Source organism: Haemophilus sp. C1, assembly GCF_001276515.1.
Lineage (GTDB): Bacteria > Pseudomonadota > Gammaproteobacteria > Enterobacterales > Pasteurellaceae > Haemophilus.
In genome coordinates, this window is sequence record NZ_LDVZ01000004.1 from 1 (window position 1) to 23959 (window position 23959).

The 23959-nt window shown below is 38.1% G+C and carries 23 protein-coding genes; 18 read left to right on the top strand and 5 right to left on the bottom strand.

The features are described from left to right. The first annotated feature begins 233 nt into the window (after nt 1-233). The 5 genes from ABW51_RS02350 to ABW51_RS02370 are packed head-to-tail and all read left to right on the top strand — an operon-like array spanning nt 234 to nt 4331. Nucleotides 234-896 carry a Bax inhibitor-1/YccA family membrane protein gene (locus ABW51_RS02350; RefSeq protein WP_005649826.1) on the top strand — a complete coding sequence of 221 codons (663 nt, stop codon included), beginning with the start codon at nt 234-236 and terminating at the stop codon, nt 894-896. Between the two features lie 59 nt (nt 897-955). Beyond that, a complete protein-coding gene (locus tag ABW51_RS02355) occupies nt 956-2020 on the top strand; it encodes a YcjF family protein (protein WP_053465404.1) in 1065 nt (354 codons plus the stop codon). Beyond that, a complete protein-coding gene (locus ABW51_RS02360; protein ID WP_053465405.1) occupies nt 2020-2694 on the top strand; it encodes a TIGR01621 family pseudouridine synthase in 675 nt (224 codons plus the stop codon). The genes ABW51_RS02355 and ABW51_RS02360 overlap by 1 nt, the downstream gene beginning before the upstream one ends. A 47-nt stretch (nt 2695-2741) precedes the next feature. Beyond that, nucleotides 2742-3545: an exodeoxyribonuclease III gene (gene xthA, locus ABW51_RS02365; RefSeq protein WP_053465406.1), complete on the top strand. Its 804-nt coding sequence runs from the start codon at nt 2742-2744 to the stop codon at nt 3543-3545. Between the two features lie 9 nt (nt 3546-3554). Then, nucleotides 3555-4331: a TIGR01619 family protein gene (locus ABW51_RS02370; RefSeq protein ID WP_053465407.1), complete on the top strand. Its 777-nt coding sequence runs from the start codon at nt 3555-3557 to the stop codon at nt 4329-4331. A 51-nt stretch (nt 4332-4382) separates the two neighbouring features. Here the strand turns inward: ABW51_RS02370 and mreD are convergent, their stop codons facing one another. The 4 genes from mreD to ABW51_RS02390 form a co-directional block, all read right to left on the bottom strand. Continuing rightward, nucleotides 4383-4871, bottom strand: coding sequence for a rod shape-determining protein MreD (mreD, locus tag ABW51_RS02375; protein ID WP_005629096.1), 489 nt, complete (start codon nt 4869-4871; stop codon nt 4383-4385). Then, the gene (gene mreC / locus ABW51_RS02380) at nt 4871-5926 is read right to left on the bottom strand and encodes a rod shape-determining protein MreC (protein WP_005629099.1); all 1056 of its coding nucleotides are present in this window, start codon (nt 5924-5926) and stop codon (nt 4871-4873) included. The genes mreD and mreC overlap by 1 nt, the downstream gene beginning before the upstream one ends. 80 nt (nt 5927-6006) lie before the next feature. After that, nucleotides 6007-7062, bottom strand: coding sequence for a rod shape-determining protein (locus tag ABW51_RS02385; protein WP_005630272.1), 1056 nt, complete (start codon nt 7060-7062; stop codon nt 6007-6009). A gap of 133 nt (nt 7063-7195) precedes the next feature. Continuing rightward, the gene (locus ABW51_RS02390) at nt 7196-8974 is read right to left on the bottom strand and encodes an ABC transporter ATP-binding protein/permease (RefSeq protein ID WP_053465408.1); all 1779 of its coding nucleotides are present in this window, start codon (nt 8972-8974) and stop codon (nt 7196-7198) included. 205 nt (nt 8975-9179) lie between these two features. On the opposite strand from ABW51_RS02390, the gene ABW51_RS02395 reads away from it, so the two are divergent. From ABW51_RS02395 to miaB, 11 genes are all read left to right on the top strand, one after another. Continuing rightward, nucleotides 9180-10835 (top strand): putative transporter, encoded by a 1656-nt coding sequence (locus tag ABW51_RS02395; RefSeq protein ID WP_053465409.1) that lies wholly within the window; start codon nt 9180-9182, stop codon nt 10833-10835. A gap of 125 nt (nt 10836-10960) precedes the next feature. After that, nucleotides 10961-11269, top strand: coding sequence for a ribosome silencing factor (gene rsfS / locus ABW51_RS02400; protein ID WP_005635481.1), 309 nt, complete (start codon nt 10961-10963; stop codon nt 11267-11269). Between the two features lie 53 nt (nt 11270-11322). Continuing rightward, nucleotides 11323-11790 (top strand): 23S rRNA (pseudouridine(1915)-N(3))-methyltransferase RlmH, encoded by a 468-nt coding sequence (gene rlmH / locus ABW51_RS02405; RefSeq protein WP_053465410.1) that lies wholly within the window; start codon nt 11323-11325, stop codon nt 11788-11790. 20 nt (nt 11791-11810) lie between these two features. Continuing rightward, entirely contained in the window at nt 11811-13766 is a 1956-nt protein-coding gene (gene mrdA, locus ABW51_RS02410) for a penicillin-binding protein 2 (protein ID WP_053465411.1), read from the top strand. Beyond that, nucleotides 13756-14871, top strand: a complete 1116-nt coding sequence (rodA, locus tag ABW51_RS02415; RefSeq protein ID WP_053465412.1) for a rod shape-determining protein RodA — start codon at nt 13756-13758, stop codon at nt 14869-14871. Before mrdA ends, rodA begins: the two co-directional genes overlap by 11 nt. A gap of 52 nt (nt 14872-14923) precedes the next feature. Continuing rightward, complete coding sequence (locus tag ABW51_RS02420; RefSeq protein ID WP_053465413.1) at nt 14924-15787, top strand: septal ring lytic transglycosylase RlpA family protein; 864 nt, start codon at nt 14924-14926, stop codon at nt 15785-15787. A 15-nt stretch (nt 15788-15802) separates the two neighbouring features. Next, nucleotides 15803-16984 (top strand): D-alanyl-D-alanine carboxypeptidase family protein, encoded by a 1182-nt coding sequence (locus ABW51_RS02425; protein ID WP_053465414.1) that lies wholly within the window; start codon nt 15803-15805, stop codon nt 16982-16984. Nucleotides 16985-17087: 103 nt separating this feature from the next. Next, a complete protein-coding gene (ybeD, locus tag ABW51_RS02430) occupies nt 17088-17366 on the top strand; it encodes a DUF493 family protein YbeD (RefSeq protein WP_006995721.1) in 279 nt (92 codons plus the stop codon). A 1-nt stretch (nt 17367) separates the two neighbouring features. Next, a complete protein-coding gene (gene lipB, locus ABW51_RS02435) occupies nt 17368-18006 on the top strand; it encodes a lipoyl(octanoyl) transferase LipB (RefSeq protein WP_053465415.1) in 639 nt (212 codons plus the stop codon). 51 nt (nt 18007-18057) lie between these two features. Further along, nucleotides 18058-19020 carry a lipoyl synthase gene (gene lipA, locus ABW51_RS02440; protein ID WP_046940048.1) on the top strand — a complete coding sequence of 321 codons (963 nt, stop codon included), beginning with the start codon at nt 18058-18060 and terminating at the stop codon, nt 19018-19020. 170 nt (nt 19021-19190) lie between these two features. Next, nucleotides 19191-20615 (top strand): tRNA (N6-isopentenyl adenosine(37)-C2)-methylthiotransferase MiaB, encoded by a 1425-nt coding sequence (gene miaB / locus ABW51_RS02445; RefSeq protein ID WP_005630294.1) that lies wholly within the window; start codon nt 19191-19193, stop codon nt 20613-20615. A 69-nt stretch (nt 20616-20684) separates the two neighbouring features. Here miaB and ung read toward each other — a convergent pair whose 3' ends face one another. Then, nucleotides 20685-21344, bottom strand: a complete 660-nt coding sequence (gene ung / locus ABW51_RS02450; protein ID WP_053465416.1) for a uracil-DNA glycosylase — start codon at nt 21342-21344, stop codon at nt 20685-20687. A 267-nt stretch (nt 21345-21611) separates the two neighbouring features. Here ung and grcA point away from each other — a divergent pair, with 267 nt between their 5' ends. Next, nucleotides 21612-21995: an autonomous glycyl radical cofactor GrcA gene (gene grcA, locus ABW51_RS02455; protein WP_005628746.1), complete on the top strand. Its 384-nt coding sequence runs from the start codon at nt 21612-21614 to the stop codon at nt 21993-21995. A 167-nt stretch (nt 21996-22162) separates the two neighbouring features. Further along, nucleotides 22163-23959: a translation elongation factor 4 gene (lepA, locus tag ABW51_RS02460; protein ID WP_005652644.1), complete on the top strand. Its 1797-nt coding sequence runs from the start codon at nt 22163-22165 to the stop codon at nt 23957-23959.

The following is a 23959-nucleotide window of genomic DNA, read 5'->3' on the forward strand; positions in this document are numbered from 1 at the left end:
AAACCCTCGCCGGTTTTCAAGACCGGTGCCTTCAACCACTCGACCATTCCTCCGTGATTGATGGGCGTAGTATAATGAATATTTTATTGATGTAAATAGAAATTTGATGATTTAACTTTAGATGATGATAATTTATTCATTTTGATGAAATTAATTCCATTAATAGCATTGACTTTTTTATCCTTAGCCCTTACTTTACTGAAGACTTTTTATTTATTTTACAAGGAGCTTTTATGCAATCACGTCTTATTGTGGATGCTCAAAAAGAATCGTTACTCAGCACACATAAAGTGTTGCGTAACACATATTTTTTATTGGGATTAACAATGGCATTTTCAGCGGTTGTTGCGTTTATTTCAATGAGCCTAAACTTGCCCTATCCAAATATTATTGTGTTACTAGTGGGTTTTTATGGCTTACTTTTCTTAACCAATAAATTAGCTGATCGCCCTGCTGGTATTTTGGCTGCCTTTGCTTTCACTGGATTTATGGGATACACCATCGGGCCAATTTTAAATATGTATGTGGCACGTGGAATGGAAGATTTGATTATGCTTGCATTCGCAGGAACTGCTATCGTATTTTTCGCGTGTTCTGCTTATGTATTGACCACGAAAAAAGATATGTCATTCTTATCAAGCGCAATGTTCGCATTATTTATTGTGCTATTACTTGGTATGGTGGCAAGTTTCTTCTTCCAAATTCCTGCGTTATCAGTCGCAATTAGTGCATTATTTGTTGTGTTCTCTACAATGACTATTTTGTACGAAACCAGTAATATCATTCACGGTGGTGAAACTAATTACATTCGCGCAACCGTGAATATTTATGTTTCAATCTACAATTTATTCTTGAGTTTATTAAGATTACTTTCTATCTTCTCAAGCGATGAATAATGATTGAATTTTGACTTTATGACCCCACTATTTAGTGGGGTTATTTTTTGGAATAGACAATGGAAAAACAAATTTTTGAACATTCAGTCAATGTTGAGGAAGAACAATATCAGCCTAAGCAAGAGTTTCATAATGTGGAAGCAAAGTTAGATGAAGTGTTGGACGGAGAGTTACTTGATGCTCAGCTTGAACAAGCATTGAAACCAAAATCCAGTTTTGGAAAAACTTTATTAAAATTTACCGCACTTTTATTTGGTGTGGCGACGATTGCGCAATCCGTGCAGTGGATTTGGGATAGCTATCAACAACATCAATGGATTTATCTTGCTTTTGCTTTAGTCAGTTTAATTGTCATTTTATTGGGTATTAAAGAGATTATTGGTGAGTGGCGACGTTTAGTTAGTTTAAAAAAACGTGGGCAATTGCAACAACAAAGTCAGCAGATCTGGTTGGAAAGTGCGGTAAAAAATGGTGATGTTTTTTCCGTTCATAACGCAGAAAAAAGTAAAATTCTTTGCTTAGATATTGCAAAATCTCTAGGTTTGGAAAATGATTTTCCAACGGTAATTCAATGGCAACACCAATTAAATGAAGCTTATTCAGTGCAAGAAATTACTTATTTATTCAGTCGTCATGTTTTGTCTTCTTTTGATGTACAAGCTAAAAAATTGATTAGTAAAATGGCCGCTGAATCAGCTGTGATTGTCGCGATTAGTCCACTTGCTGTAGTGGATATGTTTTTTATTGCGTGGCGCAATCTTCGATTAATGAATAAAATTGCTGAAATTTATGGGATTGAATTAGGGTATTTTTCGCGTATTCGATTGTTAAGAATGGTATTGGTCAATATCGCTTTTGCTGGGGCAACCGAAGTGGCACAAGATATTGGAATGGATTGGCTTTCTCAAGATGTGACAGCAAAACTTTCTGCGCGTATAGCTCAAGGGATCGGTGTGGGATTGCTCACTGCTAGATTAGGCGTGAAAGCAATGGAGCTTTGTCGCCCATTAGCATTTCAATTAAATGAAAAACCAAAGCTCTCACATATTCAACAGGAATTACTTAGCTCGGTGAAAGATATTGTTCTCGGTAAAAATAAAATTTACAAAAAGGAGCAAGTCTGATGAAAATCGAGGTTGTTTATCAACATAGCGATTTTATTATTATCAACAAACCTGAAGGCATTAGTGTTCATAAAGATCAAGAAGAACAAGGCTTAACAGAAATTGTTGCAAAACAATTGAATGTGCCTCAAGTATGGTTAGTTCATCGCTTGGATAAAGTGACGTCAGGGCTATTAATTTTGGCACTGAATGCTGAAAGTGCGGCTGAATTTTCACGACTTTTTTCTGAACATAAAATTCATAAAACTTACCTGGCTTTAAGTAACCAAAAGCCTAAAAAGAAACAAGGATTGATTATTGGGGATATGAAGAAAGTCCGAGATGGCGCATGGAAACTTTGCCAAACAAAAGACAATCCCGCAATTACGCGTTTTGAAAGTGTAAGTTGTGAGCCTAATTTACGTTTATTTATTTTAAAACCACAAACGGGAAAAACGCATCAATTACGTGTTGCGATGAAAAGTTTAGGTAGCCCGATTTTAGGCGATGGACTTTATGGTAAAAATACTGAAAAAATTGACCGCACTTATTTGCATGCTGCCCAATTGGAATTTGATTATTTGAATGATTTTATTTCGGTAACTTGTTTACCCTCTCAAGGTCAATTTTGGATTAAATCCAGTGTGTTTGAGCAAATTAAGGCTTATCTGGCAAAGCCGTTTTTATCAAAATAGAAATCTCTGTATAATAAAGACAATTTTACTCTTTAATAGGAATAAAAATGAAATTTATCTCTTTTAATATAAATGGTTTACGTGCTCGACCACATCAACTTGAAGCCATTATTGAAAAATATCAGCCAGATGTAATCGGCTTGCAGGAAATTAAAGTTGCTGATGAGGCTTTTCCTTATGAAATTACAGAAAACTTAGGTTATCACGTATTTCATCACGGACAGAAAGGTCACTATGGCGTAGCATTATTGACTAAACAAGAACCTAAAGCGGTTCGTCGTGGTTTTCCAACAGACAATGAAGATGCGCAAAAACGCATTATTATGGCTGATCTTGAAACTGAATTTGGTTTACTGACTGTAATTAATGGCTATTTCCCTCAAGGGGAAAGTCGTGCGCACGAGACTAAATTTCCAGCTAAAGAGAAATTTTATGCAGATCTTCAACAGTATTTAGAAAAAGAACACGACAAATCGAATCCTATTTTAATTATGGGCGATATGAATATTAGCCCAAGTGATTTAGATATTGGTATCGGAGATGAAAATCGTAAACGTTGGTTACGCACAGGTAAATGTTCTTTCTTACCAGAAGAAAGAGCGTGGTATCAACGTTTATATGATTACGGATTAGAAGATAGTTTCCGTAAGCTAAATCCAACGGCAAATGATAAATTCTCATGGTTTGATTACCGTTCTAAAGGTTTTGATGATAATCGAGGTTTACGAATTGATCATATTTTAGTAAGCCAACAATTGGCTGAACGCTGTGTAGATGTGGGCATTGCATTGGATATTCGAGCAATGGAAAAACCTTCTGATCACGCACCGATTTGGGCTGAATTTAAATAGGAAAGCGAAATGGATATGGCAAATTGGCAGAATTATCGTTCTACCGTGAATGGTATGCCCGCCGTGTTTACCGCAAATATTGAAGATGTTGAAAAATATCACGGTAAAGATCTCGATAAAATAGTGCAATTCACAATCGCTTATAAGGCTGATGATGAAACAGGTTTGCCCTCAGAAGTTGAATACGATAAGTTAATTAATCGTGTATTTAAAATTCTGGCGCAATTAACCGCACTTCCGAATGTATTTTTTGCGGGACATTTTATTTGTAATTCCCAAGCTAAAATGCATTTTTACTGTGAGCATGAAAATCTTATTGTAGAAACTTTACAACAAATTGATTTTGTTAAAGATATTAATGTACAAAAGGATTTAAGTTGGGATACTTATTTTGACTTTTTGCTTGCTTCTCCATTAGAGATTAAGTTAAATGCAACGGAAGAGTTACTTGATTTGCTGAAAAATAAAGGTCGTGATTTAAGTGATACGTATCTGGTGGAGCATAGTTTTCATTTTGATGAAGAAGAGAAAATGTTTCCTTTTATGGATGAGCTTAGTTTAGGGGATTATTCTTTCACGACATTACAATATTCTGCACAAGCTATTCAGTTTAATGAAGATGATGAACCTTATTTCTTGGTGAAATTAGAGCAAGAAATTTCATTAGAAAATAGCGAAATTTTTGAACAAGTAGAACGTTTCGAAAAATTGGCTGAACAATTTTCGGGAGAGTATATCGGTTGGGAATGTGATTCTTTAATGGATGCGAACAAGCAGTTGAATTAGTTTTTTAGATACTCGTAAGTCATAAAAAAGAGAGATATTTATCTCTCTTTTTTAATGTAATTTAACTTTTCGGCGCATTTTACGCATTAATAAAAATACCCATGGCCATAGTATTCCCGACGCTAAAGCTCCAAAGATTTCTTGCCAGTTAAAAAATGCGGTATGCAGGGAGAATTCAACCAAGAAAATAGCTAATCTGACAATAAACACAAACGCAATCACTAAAAGACTTTGAAACCAAAGCGATAAATTTCTGAGTACGAGATAGTTTTTTGCCACAAAATAAATTGTCACAGAAAGGACTAAAGCATGAATGCCTAATGTGGAACCTAGGATTAAATCCCATACAAGCCCTAATAAAAATGCCCACCCAATACTGACTTTATTTGGAATAGCCAGAACCCAGTAAAGTAAAACGAGAACTAACCAAGCAGGCTTAAATGCCTGAAAACCAAGTGGCCAGGGCGCGAGTTCTAGCACTAATGCCACGACAAAGAAGCTTAAAATTGTGAGCCATTGTAAAATAAAGCGAGTTTGCATTAATCTTCTTCCCTATGTTCTTGTTGTTCTGACGGTACAGCCTCTTCATTTTGCGGTGCATCGGTTGGAATTTCAGGTTCAACCGTTGATTTATCCTTATTTTCTTGAAGATTATCGTCTGTTAATGGGGCTTTTTTTACTTTGTAATCAGCTTCATTCGCTTGGCTTTCTAAACGTTTTTGCACTAAATTACGCACTTCTTCTGGAGACATAGATTTTACTTTAGACATATCTAAATTGCTTGGCCAAAGTAGTAATACATAGCGTAAGCGTTCAAGGGCTGCGAGAGGTTTGGCTTTGACAGTCGCAAAGTAATTGGAGCCATCGCGTGAAACGCTTTGCACAACCGCTACTGGATAGCCTTCAAGGAAACGGCCACCAAGACCGGACGTTACAAGTAAGTCGCCTTTTTCGATATCCACAGAACGAGGTACATTATCAAGAGTTAGCTCATCAGTATGCCCAGTTCCACTTGCAATGACGCGAACATCGTTACGTAGAACTTGTACTGGAATAGAATGAGTGACATCAGTTAAGAGTAATACTCGGCTGGTGTTCTCTCCCACAGAAATAATTTGACCAATGACGCCTTTTTCATCAATTACAGGCTGGCCTACATATGCACCGTCTTTTTCGCCTTGATTAATAACAATTTGTTGACGATAAATATCAGTTTCTGCAGTTAAAATTTCAGCAATCTTTTTGTATTCATCTGTGCGTAAAGGGGAGTTTAACAATAAACGTAAACGCTGATTCTCGACTTTGAGTTGATCTAGTAAGAGTAAATCGGCATTTTTTTCACGTAATTGTTCGCGTAATACTTTATTTTCGATTTGTAATTTACTGGTATCCACTAAATTATCCGATACCCCATCTAATACTGTACGAGGGCTATTGGCAAGATAATAGAGCCCACCCACTGCAGTTTCCATGGCGCTGCGAGCTTTAGTCATTGAATTAGTTTGACCATCAGCTAAGATTAAAGAAAGGGAAGCTGCTACAGCTAATAATAATCGAATGCCAAGCGGGGGGGCTTTACCGAAAATAGGCTTCATTAAGCGTCCTACGTTGAGATAAAAAGATTAAAAGGAAAAGTGCGGTCATTTTTAACCGCACTTTTTATTTTTGGTCTAAATTAAATTTCGTCACTAAAAATGTCGCCACCGTGCATATCGATCATTTCTAATGCCTCACCACCACCGCGAGCAACACAGGTTAATGGATCTTCTGCGATAATTACTGGAACGCCAGACTCTTTAGAGAGAAGCGTATCAATATTACGCAATAGTGCACCACCACCGGTTAACACCATACCTCGTTCAAAAATATCAGCTGCGTGCTCTGGTTGACATTCCTCAAGAGCAGTACGAACAGCGGTTACGATACCATTTAATGGTTGTTGAATAGCTTCTAAAACATCGCGTGAGGTTAAGGTGAATGAACGAGGTGCGCCTTCAGCAAGATTGTGACCATGCACTTCCATTTCTTTAATTTCATCACCTTCTTGAATATAGGCTGTACCGATTTCTTGTTTGATACGTTCTGCTGTTGGTTCACCGATAACAGAACCAAAAGTGCGGCGAACATAAGAAATAATTGCCTCATCAAAACGGTCACCGCCAATACGAACCGAAGAAGAATACACGATTCCATTTAAGGAAATCACAGCTACTTCAGTTGTACCGCCACCGATGTCAATTACCATTGAGCCAACGGCGGTAGAAACGGGTAATTTAGCCCCAATTGCCGCTGCCATTGGTTCTTCAATTAAATATACTTCGCGCGCGCCAGCACCGATTGCTGATTCTTTAATTGCACGACGTTCTACTTGTGTTGCACCAGCTGGCACACATACAAGTACACGAGGGCTCGGACGCATAAAATTACCGCTGTGAACTTGTTTGATAAAGTATTGCAACATTTTTTCTGTAACAAAGAAGTCTGCGATTACGCCATCTTTCATTGGGCGAATGGCAGCGATGCTTTTTGGTGTACGTCCAAGCATTAATTTCGCTTCTTTACCTACAGCAGCGATGCTTTTTAATGTGCCAACACGATCTTGGCGAATTGCAACAACAGAAGGTTCATCTAAGACAATACCTTGACCTTTGACATAAATTAAGGTGTTGGCTGTACCCAAGTCGATAGAAAGATCGTTGGAGAAAAGTCCACGTATTTTTTTAAATAACATAATTATTCCATTCTAAAATCAGAGTTAATTTTGCTTGGCTGAAAAAGTGAAATTATCTCATCGCCAAGCACGCAAAAAATTGTGCTAAATGTACCAAAAAATGTGTTGAAATTACAGTTGTTTTTCGTGTTTTTTACATTAGTTGCCACTGACCTTTATCTTGCAAAATCAGTTGTTGTTGATGTAATGCTTTTAGCGTTGAACGATGCCCAACACTGATTAGCGTGGTTTTTGGTAGCTCTTGTTTTAACAGTTGATACATCGCAAATTCTAAACCTTCATCCATACTTGCTGTAGCTTCATCTAAGAAGGCTACGGCAGGTTTGTGTAGAATCAAACGCGCAAACGCTAAACGCTGTTGCTCACCAAGAGAAAGAATACGCGTCCAGTCTTGTTCTTTTTCTAATTGTTCAGCCAGATGCCCTAGCTGCACTTTATTTAATATTTCTACCGCTTGCGTATGTGAAATATTGTCTGGCTTATTGGGATAAGTTAATGCTGAAATCAAATTTCCTTGTGGCAAATAGGGTTTTTGTGATAAGAAAAGTTGACTGTTTATTGGACAAATTACTTCACCTTCTGCGTAGCTCCAGAGTCCTGCGATTGTTCGTAAAAGTGTCGTTTTCCCTACACCAGATTTTCCTTGAATGAGTAAACTTGTTCCTGGCGGTAGCGTAATGTTGAGATTTTCTACCAGTGTGTGACCTAATGGATTTTTAACACTTAAGTTGTTGAAAATTACATCTGTTGGATGATTATATATTTGTGTTTGTGATTTATTATTTACTTTTTCAATGGCATAACTGAACCCAGTTAAACGATCTAGCGTTGCTTTATAGCTTGCAAAATTATCATAAGTATTGCGGAAGAATGAAAGATTTGCGTGTAACTGACCAAATACTTGTAAAGTTTGCATTAAATCACCGAGTTTTATTTGTTTTTCAAAGTAACGCCCAACTTGAATTAACAATGGAAAAACAACAGAAATTTGACTTACAACTAAGTTAAATCCTGAAAATTTTAGCGTTCTAAATACGATTACCCACATGTTATGGATGACAGCATTGAATTGTTGGTAAAGCTGATTTTTTTCTACCTTTTCACCTGCATAAAAAGCAATGCTTTCGGCATATTCTTTTATGCGAATTAAAGAATAACGGTAGTTTGCGTTTAAGCGTTCATTAATAAAATTCAAAGAGATTAATGGACGACCGAGCCAAAATGCAATGAGGGTAGTGAAAATGACATAGCCAAATACTAAGAATACCATCATATGTGGAATTTCCACGCCAAGTACCATCATTGGACCCGCTAATCCCCATAACAAAATCGTGTAAGAGATCATCGAGGTGACCGCATCAATAACCCCAGTGCTTAAAGAAAGCGTGGTTTTTACATAAGATTGGACATCTTGTTGAATACGTTGATCGGGGTTATCTAGGCTTTCGGATAAATACTGAGTTTTGTAATAGGCGCGATGTGCCATCCATTTATCAACAAGTTGTTCGTTAAGCCATTCAATCCAGTTAATGGTCAAACGTTGCTCTAAATAATAGCTTACTAATGCCGCAGAAACAGAACTTGCCGCGATGACACAGAACAAGCCCATTTGTTGCCAAAATACATGTTCATTAAATTCTTGCAGTGATGTGTACATATTTTTGTACCACTCAGAATGCACAAGACTGATACGTACGCTGAGTAATGTCATCGCAACAATAAGCAGAAAGAATAGGATAGGTTTTATGCTACGTTTAGGTGAAAGATAGCCACCTGCAAACATCCAAAATTGTTTTCCCCATTGGGTAAAACGCACCAAAAGAAAAATGCCAAAACTAAAGACGACTGAGGTGATGGCTAGCGTTTGTAAAATCCAAATAAGAGAAGTAATGGCTTCTTGGCCGTAATCCATAAATATTCCATCCGAGATAAAAGTGCGGTGAAAAATAACCGCACTTTTTGTAAAAGGGTCAAAAATTTTCGGTATTGTAGAGCCTATGTTCAATTTCGCAAGAAAAAATGTGACGAACGTATCATTTTTTGAGTTTGGTTAAGGTTTTCAAAAAACAACTTGGATATAATCCGAAGGAGTTAAATTTCATTTTTAAGGGGTCAATATGAGTGATATTGCAATCACGATTAGTCTTCTTGCCCTTGTTGCCGTAATCGGTTTATGGATCGGGCATTGGAAGATCCGCGGGGTTGGACTTGGCATAGGTGGTGTGCTGTTTGGCGGCATTATTGTTGCCCATTTTACTAGTCAATATGGCTTGAAACTGGATGCGCATACGCTGCATTTTGTGCAAGAATTTGGTCTAATTTTATTTGTTTACACTATTGGTATTCAGGTTGGACCGGGCTTTTTTTCTTCTTTACGAAAATCTGGTTTAAAGCTAAATGCTTTTGCTATTTTGATTGTTTTACTGGGTTCTGTTGCGGTGGTTCTTGTACATAAAATTACAGATGTTCCACTTGATATTGCCTTAGGTATTTATTCTGGTGCTGTCACCAATACGCCTGCGTTGGGGGCAGGGCAGCAAATTCTGGCAGAATTAGGGGTACCTCAAACCACTGTAACTATGGGGATGTCTTATGCAATGGCTTATCCATTCGGTATTTGCGGTATTTTGCTTGCAATGTGGTTAATCCGCTTATTTTTTAAAGTTAAAGTGGACGATGAAGCGGCACGTTTTAATGTGGAGAGCGGTCAAGAAAAAGAAAGTTTACATAATATTTCTTTAAAAGTGACGAACCAAAATCTAGATGGTCTTACGTTAATTCAAATTCCAGGATTTAGTGATGAAGAAGTCGTATGTTCACGTTTAAAACGCGATGATATGGAAATCGTTCCAAAGGCAAGTACTGAGATTCGTACCAACGATATTTTACAACTAGTTGGGGATGATAATTCGCTTGCAAAAATGCGTTTGATTATCGGGCACGAAGTTGATGCACCAACCGTTGCCTATAGTGGCGAAATTCGTTCCGAGCGAGTGGTAGTGACGAACGAAAAAGTCTTAGGTAAAAAGATCCGCACGTTGGGGATTCATCAAAAATATGGGGTTGTGATTTCACGTTTAAATCGTGCAGGTATTGAGCTAGTTCCAACGGGAAATACCACACTGCAATTTGGCGATGTGCTACATATGGTCGGACGCAGTGATGTACTAAATCAAGCCATTTCAGTCATTGGCAATGCACAACAAAAATTGCTTCAAGTGCAAATGTTACCAGTGTTTATCGGCATTGGTTTAGGTGTGCTTGTCGGCTCGATTCCATTTTATATTCCAGGGTTCCCTGTCGCATTAAAATTAGGGCTTGCCGGTGGGCCATTGGTGGTTGCGTTGATCTTAGCGAGAATTGGCACGATTGGTAAACTTTACTGGTTTATGCCACCTAGTGCTAACTTGGCATTGCGTGAAATAGGGATTGTCCTTTTCTTAGCAGTGGTAGGTTTAAAATCAGGTGGAAGTTTCTTTGATACCTTGTTGAATGGCTCTGGTCTTGAATGGATGGGATACGGTATTTTTATCACCTTTATTCCATTAATGATTACTGGTGTTTTGGCTCGTCTATATGGCAAACTGAATTACCTTACAATCTGTGGTTTACTTGCGGGTTCAATGACAGATCCTCCGGCTTTAGCATTTGCTAATGAAATTAAAGAAGATAACGGTGCAGCAGCACTTTCTTATGCCACTGTGTATCCATTGGTGATGTTCTTGCGGATAATGTCACCGCAATTATTAGCAGTGTTATTGTGGGCAGCATAGCCAAAATAAGTTCAATTTATACAAACAAAAGCGCGGTTAATTTCGCGCTTATTTTTTGTGTGGATTTTGCGCGAGAGGGTATTCAATGATAGAATCTCGCACTTTTATTGCGAAGCGAGAACAAAATGGCATTAGTTGAATTTTTGATGGAAACCTTAGATGGGTTAAAAGGAACAGATATTGTACATTTTGATGTACGTGGAAAATCATCGATTACGGATAATATGATTATTTGCACGGGTACATCGAGCCGCCAAGTTTCTGCAATGGCAGATAATTTAATTACAGAATGCAAAAAAGCAGGTTTTGAAACTTTTGGTGAAGAGGGTAAAAATACTGCAGATTGGATTGTGGTGGATCTTGGTCAAGCAATCGTACATATCATGCAACGTGACGCGCGTGAAATGTATCAATTAGAGAAACTTTGGGCGTAAATTTTAGTAAAGTGCGGTGAAAAATAACCGCACTTTTTAGATAAGGATGACTTGTGAAAATCACGTTAATTGCTGTCGGAACAAAAATGCCTTCTTGGGTTACAACGGGTTTTGAGGAATATCAACGCCGTTTCCCAAAAGATATGCCTTTTGAACTGATTGAAATCCCAGCAGGCAAGCGTGGAAAAAATGCTGATATTAAACGTATTTTAGAGCAAGAAGGTAAGGCGATGTTAGCCGCCAGTGGAAAAGGCAAAGTCGTGACGTTAGATATTCCAGGTAAACCTTGGACCACCCCGCAGTTAGCCGAGCAATTAGAAGCGTGGAAAAATGATGGTCGTGATGTATGTTTGTTGATCGGTGGTCCTGAGGGTCTTTCACCTGAATGTAAAGCCGCTGCAGAGCAAAGTTGGTCGCTTTCACCATTGACATTACCTCATCCACTTGTTCGTGTTGTGGTGGCTGAAAGTTTGTATCGTGCGTGGTCGCTCACAACTAATCATCCTTATCATCGAGAATAGTAAATCCTCATTTTAGTCAGATGAATTTAAAAAGATTCTTCAATACGCCAACTCATGAACCGTTTCGCGATAAAAAAGCGGAGCGTAACCTTTTTGCACGCCGAACTTTAGTGGCTTTTTTGGGGATTTTGCTACTAACAGGGGTGTTATTCACCAATATTTATCAGCTACAGATTGTTAATTTCGATACTTACCAAACGCGTTCTAATGGTAACCGAATTAAATTATTACCTTTACCGCCAACGCGTGGCTTAATCTATGATCGTTACGGTAAATTATTAGCCGAAAATCTTACTTTTTTTGGTTTATACATTGTGCCGGAAAAAACTGAAAATTTAGACCGCACTTTAGATGAATTACGCTACATTGTGGGATTAACGGATAACGATATTGAAAATTTTAAAAAGGAACGTCGCCGCGGAACGCGTTACACGCCTATTTTATTGAAACCGAATTTAACAGAAGAACAAATCGCACGTTTTGCAGTGAGTGGCTATCAATATCCGAGTTTAGATGTACGTCCTTATTTCAAACGCTATTACTTATATGGCGAGATTATGACGCATATTTTAGGTTATGTGGGAAAAATCAATGATAAAGACGTTGAACGCTTGAAAAAAGAGGAAAAATTTACCAATTATTCTGGTAGCAATGATATAGGTAAATTGGGCATTGAACGTTATTATGAAGATGAGTTACACGGCATCACAGGTTTTGAAGAAGTAGAAATCAACAATCGTGGTAAAGTTATTCGTAAGTTACGTGAACAACCTTCAGTTGCAGGAAAAAGTATTTATCTTACTATTGATTTAGAGTTGCAGCGTTATATCACTGATCTTTTGTCTGGGCAAAAAGGTGCGATTGTTGTATTGGATCCTAAAGATAGTGGTGTACTGGCTATGGTGTCTACGCCAAGTTATGATAATAATTTGTTTGTTGATGGTATTTCCTCAGAAGATTATAAGCGCCTATTAAATGATCCTGCTCGCCCGCTTTATAGTCGTGCGACCCAAGGGGTGTATCCTCCTGCTTCTACGGTGAAACCTTTTATTGCAGTAGCTGCACAAACTGAAAATGTGATTACTCAAAATACAACGATTTTTGATCCTGGCTACTGGGTATTGCCAAATACGACCAAGCGATTCCGAGATTGGAAAAAGAGCGGTCATGGTTATACAGATTTAAATAAAGCAATTACAGAATCATCCGATACTTATTTTTACCAAGTCGCTCATAGTATGGGAATTGATCGTCTTTCTAATTGGATGAAACGTTTTGGCTTTGGTATGCCAACTGGGATTGAAATTCAAGAAGAAACGGCAGCCAATATGCCAACGCGCGAATGGAAACAAAAACGTTATAAACGCCCTTGGGTACAAGGTGATACTATTTCTGTGGGAATTGGGCAAGGGTATTGGACTGCGACACCATTACAAGTGGCAAAAGCAACGGCTGTATTGGTGAACAATGGAAAGGTGAATACCCCACATTTGATGAAAGCAATTGAAGTATCTACGCTAAAACCTTATGAAGATCCTTTGCTTTATCCTGATATTACAGAGGCTAAACAAAGCTATTGGGATGCTGCAAAACGTGGAATGTATAATGTTGTCAATTCAGCTTTAGGGACGGGGAGAAAGGCTTTTGCTGGAGCAAACTATCGTGTGGCAGGAAAATCTGGTACAGCTCAAGTGTTTAGTTTAAAAGAAAATGAAAAATACAATGCGGCGGGATTGAAAAAAGAATTACATGATCACGCATGGTTTACCGCATATGCACCTTATGAAAATCCTAGATTGGTTGTGACAGTGATTTTAGAAAATGCAGGTGGTGGTTCAAGTAATGCCGCACCGTTAGCACGTAAAGTGATGGATTACTATTTGAATCAGCGTTTACCACAAGTTGAAAAATATAATATACCTATTCAGCAAAAAAAAGATTTGTCACAAGAGAGCGAACAAATAAATGGAAGATAAAATCCCTTTCTGGTTGCGCGCATGGCAACGTTTGCATATTGATTTTTGGCTGTTTATTGGCTTAGTTGCAATAACAGCCTATGGCATGCTTGTGCTTTATAGTGCCACTGGTGCCAGTGAAACTATGTTTAACAACCGGATTATTCAGGTTTTTCTTGGATTTACTGTTATGCTTGTCATGGCACAATTTCCACCTAAATTTTATCAACGCATTGCGCCTTATCTCTATCTGATAGGCTTTATCATGTTGATTTTAGTGGATGCAATTGGAACAACCAGTAAAGGTGCACAGCGTTGGCTTGATCTTGGATTTATTCGTTTTCAGCCATCTGAAATTGTAAAGCTTGCGGTGCCATTAATGGTCGCGGTGTATTTAGGTAATCGACCACTTCCACCTAAATTAAGTGAAACATTTATTGCGATTGCAATGATTATGATTCCGACTTTACTTGTGGCTATACAACCAGATTTAGGCACATCAATTTTGGTAAGTGCGTCAGGTTTATTTGTAGTATTTTTAGCAGGGATGAGTTGGTGGCTAATTTTAGCTGCAGTGATTGGCTTAGCTGGATTTATTCCGATCATGTGGCTATATCTAATGCACGATTATCAACGCACTCGCGTACTTACATTATTAGACCCAGAAAAAGATCCTCTTGGTGCAGGCTATCATATTTTACAATCAAAGATTGCGATTGGTTCTGGTGGCCTTTGGGGAAAAGGCTGGATGCAGGGTACGCAATCTCAGCTTGAGTTTTTACCCGAACCTCATACAGATTTTATTTTTGCTGTAATGAGTGAAGAACATGGAATGGTTGGTTTTCTTATTTTGATCTCCATTTATATGTTCATTATTATACGTGGTTTGATAATTGCCGTGAACGCTCAAACTTCTTTTGGGCGAATTCTTGCTGGAGCAACGACGTTAATTTTCTTCGTCTATGTGTTTGTTAACATAGGCATGGTAAGTGGTATTTTGCCTGTAGTGGGTGTGCCATTACCTTTATTTAGCTATGGCGGGACTTCTTACGTTGCTATTATGGCTGCTTTTGGCTTGGTGATGTCAGTTCATACACATCAAGTAAAATTTATGAAAGGGAACTAATTTCATTTTTGCTTTTCTTAAAAGGGTAAATAAATGAAAATAGTCAACGCTTATGAAATTAAAAACATTATTAAATCTGACCGCACTTTTGCTGTTTATGATAAGCGTAGCTTTTCCTGCGCAGGCTGATACGCAAAAAATGTATGGTATTCGAGGGGATAAACTTTCGATTATAACCAAAGTACCTTCTCCTAGTACTTATTCCGTGAAAGGGCAAACTTATACGACAAAAGCTGAAGATGATGCTAAATCCTATACGAAAGAAGGGATGGCAAGTTACTATCATCTCAAATTTAATGGGCGTAGAACTGCAAGTGGTGATGTTTATAATTCAACGCAATTTACTGCGGCACATAAAACATTGCCAATAAATTCTTATGCTTTGGTGACTAATTTACATAATAATCGTAAAGTTATCGTACGTATTAATGATCGTGGGCCTTTTAGTGATAAACGTTTAATTGACCTTTCTCATGCAGCGGCGAAAGAAATTGGATTAATTTCTCGCGGTATGGGGCATGTTAGAATTGAGGCGTTGCACGTTGCCAAAAATGGGAATTTATCAGGCGCAGCGACAAGAACGCTGGCTAAGCATGCAAAAACTCAAGAAGCAGCTGATCGTTTAGTATTAAAATCTAATACGCTTTTTGATAACGCATCTAAGTCAATAAATGCTCTAAAAGGAACCGAATTTTACCGTTTGAAAATGCTTGAATTAACCTCTCGTAGCCAAGCAAATAAGTTAATTACGCAACTTGCGTTAGCGAATATTCAAACTGAAGTAAATCGCTCGGGAAATAAATATGAAATTCACATAGGGCCCTTTGATAATAAAGCACAAATGGCACAAGTGAGAGCTAAATTACAAAAAATGGCAGTAAACAAGCCACTAATTGTTTACACATATAAAAATTAATTGTAGGAACACACTATGTTGAAAAGAACAACAAAAATCGTATTTTTATCAAGTTTTGTGGCATTTAGTGCTTTTTCGGTATCTGCAGAGGATATGCAGTTTGGCGTGACTCCACCACAAATTACTGCTCAAACGTATGTATTGATGGATTACAATTCAGGTGCAATTTTAGCCGCACTTAATCCTGACGAGCGTCAATATCCCGCATCTTTAACTAAAATGATGACAAGTTATGTGGTAGGGAGCGCTTTAAAACAAGGCAAAATCCATAATACCGATATGGTTACCATTGGTGAAAGTGCGTGGGGGCGTAATTTCCCTGACTCATCAAAAATGTTTTTAGATTTAAATACACAAGTATCTGTAGCAGATTTGAATCGTGGTGTGATTGTTGTATCTGGTAATGATGCGACAGTGGCATTAGCTGAACATATTTCTGGCAATGTACCGAATTTCGTAGAAACAATGAATAAATATGTTCAACAATTTGGTTTGAAAAACACGAATTTCACCACGCCGCATGGTTTAGACGATCCAAATCAATATTCTTCCGCGCGTGATATGGCAATTATTGGTGCGCATATTATTCGTGATTTACCTGAAGAATATAAAATTTACTCAGAAAAAGATTTTACCTTTAACAAAATTAAACAGCCTAACCGCAATGGCTTATTGTGGGATAAAACTATCAATGTTGATGGAATGAAAACAGGGCATACTAGCCAAGCTGGATATAACTTAGTTGCTTCAGCGATTACACCGAACAATATGCGTTTAATTTCTGTAGTAATGGGTGTGCCAACTTACAAAGGTCGTGAAGTAGAAAGTAAAAAACTTTTACAATGGGGTTTTGCTAATTTTGAAACATTTAAAACTTTAGAGGCTGGCAAAGAAATTTCAGAACAACCTGTTTATTACGGTAATAAAGGTAGTGTGAAATTAGGTACGTTACAAGATAGCTTTATTATTGTTCCGAAAGGTAAACAAAATGAGCTTAAAGCGCGCTATGAGTTAGAAAGTAAAAACTTACAAGCGCCTTTAGCAAAAGGCCAAGTCGTAGGTAAAGTCATTTATCAATTAGAAGGCAAAGATATTGCAGCGGTAAACTTACAAGTGATGGATGAGGTGGGCGAAGCGGGTATTTTCGGAAAAGCTTGGGATTGGCTCGTGCTCACTGTAAAAGGCTTATTTGCATAAAATATGCCAGAAACTTACCGCACTTTTTTCATTTTTAATTGAGGCATTCGTAATGTGTGAGTGCTCCACTATTCACACATCATTTTTATTATTGGGAGATAATATGACAACAGAAAATGATTACGCAAAACTTAAAGAATTAATGGAATTTCCAGCAAAAATGACATTTAAAGTTGCTGGAATTAATCGTGAGGGGTTAGCGCAAGATCTAATTCAAGTCGTTCAAAAATATATTAAAGGCGATTATATTCCTAAGGAAAAACGGAGTAGTAAAGGTACCTATAATTCGGTTTCAATCGACATTATTGCTGAAAACTTTGAGCAAGTAGAAACACTTTATAAAGAACTTGCTAAAGTTGAAGGCGTAAAAATGGTCATCTAGTATGAATAATTCCCTTATCGTTCGTCAGTTAGGGTTGCAAGATTATCAAGAAATTTGGCATAAAATGCAGAATTTTACAGATAGTCGCATCGCGGAAACGCAAGACGAAATTTGGTTAGTGCAACATCCTCCTGTATTTACCCAAGGGCAAGCAGGTAAACCTGAGCATCTTTTACAACGTAGTGAAATACCTGTGGTACAGTCGGATCGTGGTGGGCAAATAACCTATCATGCACCTGGTCAGCAAGTGATGTATGTGCTCATTGATATTAAGCGTCATGAGAATTTAAATGTACGTCAATTAGTTACCGCACTTGAACAAACGGTGGTAAAAACTTTAGCTGAATATGGTATTGAAAGTTATCCAAAACCTGATGCGCCAGGCGTGTATGTGGATGGAAAAAAGATTTGTTCTCTTGGGCTGCGTATTCGTCGTGGTTGCTCTTTTCACGGATTAGCATTGAATATCAATATGGATCTGAATCCATTTCATTATATTAACCCGTGTGGCTATGCTGGTCTTGAAATGTGTCAATTAGCGGATTTTGTTAATCAAGATGAGGCTAATTGTGATAAGGTTTCACCAAAATTAATTAAACACTTTGCCGAGCTTTTAGGCTATAATGTAACAAATTTGTAATATTTAATGATCAAAAATGCCCTGTTTGGGCATTTTTATTTAGGAACGCTTATGTCTACGCCTTTCAAAATGGAACGCGGTGTAAAATATCGCGATGCGGCAAAAACGTCGATTATTCCAGTAAAAAATATTGATCCAAACCAAGAGCTATTGAAAAAGCCCGAATGGATGAAAATTAAACTTCCGGCAAATTCACTTAAAATTGAAAGCATCAAAAATGGAATGCGTCGTCATGGTTTGCATTCCGTGTGTGAAGAAGCATCTTGTCCAAATTTACACGAATGTTTTAATCATGGAACAGCAACTTTTATGATTTTAGGCGCAATTTGCACGCGCCGTTGTCCGTTCTGTGATGTTGCGCATGGGAAACCATTACCGCCCGATCCTGAAGAGCCACAAAAATTGGCTGAAACTATCCAAGATATGAAACTTAAATATGTAGTGATTACATCGGTGGATCGCGATGATTTGCCTGATCGTGGCGCGGGTCATTTTGCAGAATGTGTAAAAGCTGTGCGCGAGCTTAATCCTAACATTAAGATTGAAATTTTAGTGCCTGATTTCCGTGGTCGCATTACGCAGGCATTGGAAAAATTAAAAGATAATCCGCCAGATGTCTTTAACCATAATTTAGAAAACGTGCCGCGCCTGTACAAAGAGATTCGTCCTGGAGCAGATTACGAATGGTCACTTAAATTATTGCGTGAATTTAAAGAAATGTTCCCGAATATCCCAACTAAATCAGGTTTAATGGTGGGATTAGGTGAAACTAATGAAGAGATTTTACAAGTCATGCAAGATTTACGTGATAACGGTGTGACAATGCTCACGTTGGGGCAATATCTTCAACCTAGCCGCCATCATTTACCAGTGGCCCGTTATGTTCCGCCAGCTGAATTTGATGAATTCCGTGAAAAAGCCAATGCAATGGGCTTTGAACATGCGGCTTGTGGACCATTTGTTCGTTCTTCTTATCACGCTGATTTACAAGCCAGTGGCGGATTAGTGAAATAATTGAAAACTGCTCTGAATTAAACCGCACTTTTTGCTTGTCACGAAAGTGCGGTTTATTTTTGATGTTTTTTTTCACCGAATATTTACTAGCCAGAATTATTGCAAGTCTGTAAAATAGCCGACCGCTTTATTCGACTAATTATTTATAACACCTGACGATATTGTAGAAAATGACTCAAAAATTACATATTAAAACTTGGGGCTGCCAGATGAATGAATACGATTCATCTAAAATGGCCGATCTTTTATTAAGTACTCATGGATTAGAACTTACTGAAATTCCAGAAGAAGCAGACGTATTATTATTGAATACCTGTTCTATTCGTGAAAAAGCACAAGAAAAAGTGTTCCACCAACTTGGTCGTTGGAAAGAATTAAAGAAAAATAATCCAAATTTAGTGATTGGTGTGGGCGGCTGTGTAGCTTCTCAAGAAGGTGAACATATTCGCCATCGAGCGCCTTATGTAGATATTATTTTTGGTCCGCAAACTTTGCACCGCCTGCCTGAAATGATTAACCAAATTCGTGGTGGTAAGAGTTCTGTTGTAGATGTAAGTTTCCCTGAAATTGAGAAATTTGACCGCTTACCTGAACCTCGTGCAGAAGGCCCAACAGCATTCGTTTCGATTATGGAAGGCTGTAATAAATACTGTACTTTCTGTGTTGTACCTTATACTCGCGGTGAAGAAGTCAGCCGTCCTGTGGATGATGTCTTATTTGAAATTGCGCAACTAGCGGATCAAGGCGTGCGTGAGGTCAATCTACTTGGGCAAAACGTGAATGCTTATCGTGGTCCGACACATGATGGTCAAATTTGCAGCTTTGCTGAGTTGCTTCGTCTTGTGGCGTCTATCGATGGTATTGACCGTTTACGTTTTACAACCAGTCATCCAATAGAATTTACGGATGATATTATTGACGTATATCGTGATACGCCTGAATTGGTGAGTTTCTTGCATCTTCCAGTTCAAGCAGGTTCTGACCGTGTATTAACGATGATGAAACGTGGTCATACAGCATTAGAATATAAATCTATTATTCGTAAGCTTCGTGCTGTGCGCCCTGATATTCAAATTAGCTCAGACTTTATTGTTGGTTTCCCAGGTGAAACTGCAGAAGATTTTGAGCAAACTATGAATTTGATTGCACAAGTGAACTTTGATATGAGTTTCAGTTTTGTGTACTCAGCCCGACCAGGTACGCCAGCAGCAGATATGCCAGATGATGTGACGGAAGATGAAAAGAAACAGCGTCTTTACGTGTTACAAGAGCGTATTAATCAACAAGCCGCACAGTTTAGCCGTCGTATGCTTGGCACAGAACAACGCGTGTTAGTTGAAGGGCCATCGAAGAAAGATATAATGGAATTAACAGGGCGTACTGAAACGAATCGTATTGTCAATTTCCAGGGTTCTCCAGAAATGATTGGTAAATTTGTGGATGTGAAAATCACTGATGTTTATACCAATTCTCTACGTGGTGAAGTGGTGCGTACTGAAGATGAAATGGGATTACGTATTGCGCAATCTCCACAAGAAGTGATGAATCGCACACGTAAAGAAGATGAATTAGGTGTAGGACGTTACCACGGCTAATTGAAATCTTGAAATATTTAACCGCACTTTGAGAAATTGAAGTGCGGTTATTTTTTAGGGGGATATGCTTTAGATTTGCCAATCTATCGGTTTTATTCTGTGGCTTTTCAAATATGAATTTGTTTTGGAAAAATGATGACAACCAAAGAAACCTCGATGTGCTGACAACGGGGAAGGATGCGGAGCCGTTAAAACAAGGTGACGAGTACGGTCAATAATTTGCCCTTTTTTTTGTGCGTGACTCCCCCAAAGTAAAAATACGAGTTTTTCACGATGTTCATTAAGCGCCGTAATAACACGATCGGTGAATGTCTCCCAACCGAAATTAGCATGTGAATGAGCCATACCACGTTCCACGGTAAGCACTGTGTTGAGCAGCAATACCCCTTGTTCTGCCCATTTGACTAAATAACCATGAGATGGCATTTGGAATCCAGAAATATCTTGTGTAAGTTCTTTATACATATTTGATAGAGAAGGGGGAATGGCCACTTCAGGTTTTACTGAAAAAGCCAATCCATGAGCTTGGTTTGGTCCATGATAAGGATCCTGACCTAAAATCACCACTTTTACATCTTCAAAAGCGGTATATTTGAATGCATTAAATACATCTTCTTGTGGGGGATAAATCGTTTTCCCGCTTGCTCTTGCAAGATGAACCTGTTGTAGTGCGTGTTGAAAGTAAGGTTGTTCTTTTTCTTTTCCGATAACATCTGTCCAGGTTTTCATTATTTTGATCCTATTAATAAATTTGCTCTTATTATAAACAAAAAGGTTAAGGCAATAAAAAGTTTAAAGGTTAAATTAATGTTAAATAAATTTTGGTGAATCGCTATATAGATGAGTAAAGTTTAATTTAGATCAAGTTTGTAAAATTATTCTAAAAAGATAACCTGTTCTTTATCAAAAAAATCCAAAATAATTTGAAATCTTCAAATTATTTGATAAACTTTGTACAGTTTTTATGATTATTCCAATGCCAATTAGGAGGCTATTATGATTAAAGGTATTCAAATTACTCAAGCGGCAAATGACAATTTGCTTAATTCATTCTGGTTATTAGACAGCGAAAAAAATGAAGCGCGTTGCTTATGTGCAAAAGGCGAATTCGCTGAAGACCAAGTTGTTGCTGTTAGCGAATTAGGTCAAATCGAATACCGTGAATTACCAGTGAACGTAGCGCCAACTGTTAAAGTTGAAGGTGGCCAACACTTAAATGTAAACGTATTACGTCGTGAAACTTTAGAAGATGCGGTAAACAATCCAGATAAATATCCACAATTAACTATCCGTGTTTCTGGTTACGCAGTACGTTTCAACTCCTTAACTCCAGAACAACAACGCGACGTTATCACTCGTACTTTCACTGAAAGCCTATAATTTCAGTTTGAATGAAAAAAGAAACCCCGAAGTTATTCGGGGTTTTGTTTTATCTAAAAGGTTAAAAAATTTGACCGCACTTTTCCCTTTCATCCCTAGCGATTTACACGCTTTTCAGGTACAATCCGCCAGTTAAATTTAATGATTTTTGAGAAAAACTATCTTTTATGAAGAATATTCGCAACTTTTCTATTATTGCCCATATTGACCACGGTAAATCAACCCTTTCTGACCGATTAATTCAAACCTGTGGTGGCCTTTCGGATCGTGAAATGGAAGCACAAGTGCTAGATTCAATGGATCTTGAGCGTGAGCGTGGAATTACCATCAAAGCACAAAGTGTGACTTTAAATTATAAAGCCAAAGATGGCGAAACTTATCAATTAAACTTTATCGATACCCCAGGACACGTGGACTTTTCTTATGAAGTGTCTCGCTCTCTTGCTGCTTGTGAAGGGGCGTTGTTGGTAGTCGATGCTGGTCAAGGGGTGGAAGCCCAAACTCTGGCAAATTGTTATACCGCAATTGAAATGGATTTAGAAGTGGTACCGATTTTAAACAAAATCGATTTGCCTGCCGCAGATCCTGAACGAGTAGCGGAAGAAATTGAGGATATCGTGGGAATTGATGCGATGGAAGCGGTTCGATGCTCAGCTAAAACGGGGGTAGGTATCGAAGATGTATTAGAAGAAATCGTTGCAAAAATTCCCGCACCAGAAGGCGATCCTAATGCGCCATTACAAGCATTGATTATTGATTCTTGGTTCGATAATTATTTGGGCGTGGTATCTTTAGTGCGTATTAAAAACGGGGTATTACGTAAAGGCGATAAAATTAAAGTGATGTCCACAGGGCAAACTTACAACGTAGATCGTTTAGGGATTTTTACGCCAAAACAAGAAGATACGACTGTTTTAGAATGTGGCGAAGTGGGTTGGGTTGTTTGTGCGATTAAAGATATTTTAGGTGCGCCAGTGGGCGATACCTTAACCCATCAACATAATTCTGCAACTGAAGTGTTGCCAGGTTTTAAAAAAGTAAAACCACAGGTTTATGCTGGGCTTTTCCCTGTAAGTTCTGATGATTATGAAGCGTTTCGTGATGCGCTTGGTAAATTAAGTTTAAACGATGCATCACTTTTCTATGAACCAGAAACTTCGACCGCACTTGGTTTTGGTTTCCGTTGTGGTTTCCTTGGACTTCTACATATGGAAATCATTCAAGAGCGTCTAGAGCGTGAGTATGATTTAGATCTTATCACTACTGCGCCAACGGTAATTTACGAAGTGCAATTAACGAATGGCGAGGTTGTTTATGTGGATAGTCCTGCAAAATTGCCTCCACTTAATAATATTGCTGAAATTCGCGAGCCAATCGCTGAATGTAATATGCTGGTGCCGCAAGAATATTTAGGTAACGTTATTACCCTTTGCGTTGAAAAACGTGGTGTGCAAACCAATATGGTATATCACGGTAATCAGATTGCGCTGACTTATGAAATTCCAATGGGCGAAGTGGTTCTAGACTTCTTTGACCGTTTAAAATCAACATCGCGTGGTTATGCTTCGTTAGATTACGGTTTTAAACGTTTCCAAGCTGCAGATATGGTTCGCGTGGATATTATGATTAACAGCGAACGAGTAGATGCGTTGGCTTTAATTGTTCATAAAGATAATTCACAATATCGTGGTCGTGAATTGGTTGAAAAAATGCGTGAGTTAATTCCTCGTCAGCAATTTGATATTGCCATTCAAGCAGCGATTGGAAACCACATTATTGCGCGTTCAACCGTAAAACAATTACGTAAAAACGTATTAGCAAAATGTTATGGTGGCGACGTGAGCCGTAAGAAAAAACTCTTGCAGAAACAGAAAGAAGGTAAAAAACGTATGAAATCTTTAGGTAATGTAGAAGTACCACAAGAAGCGTTTTTAGCAATTTTACATGTAGGAAAAGATAAATAG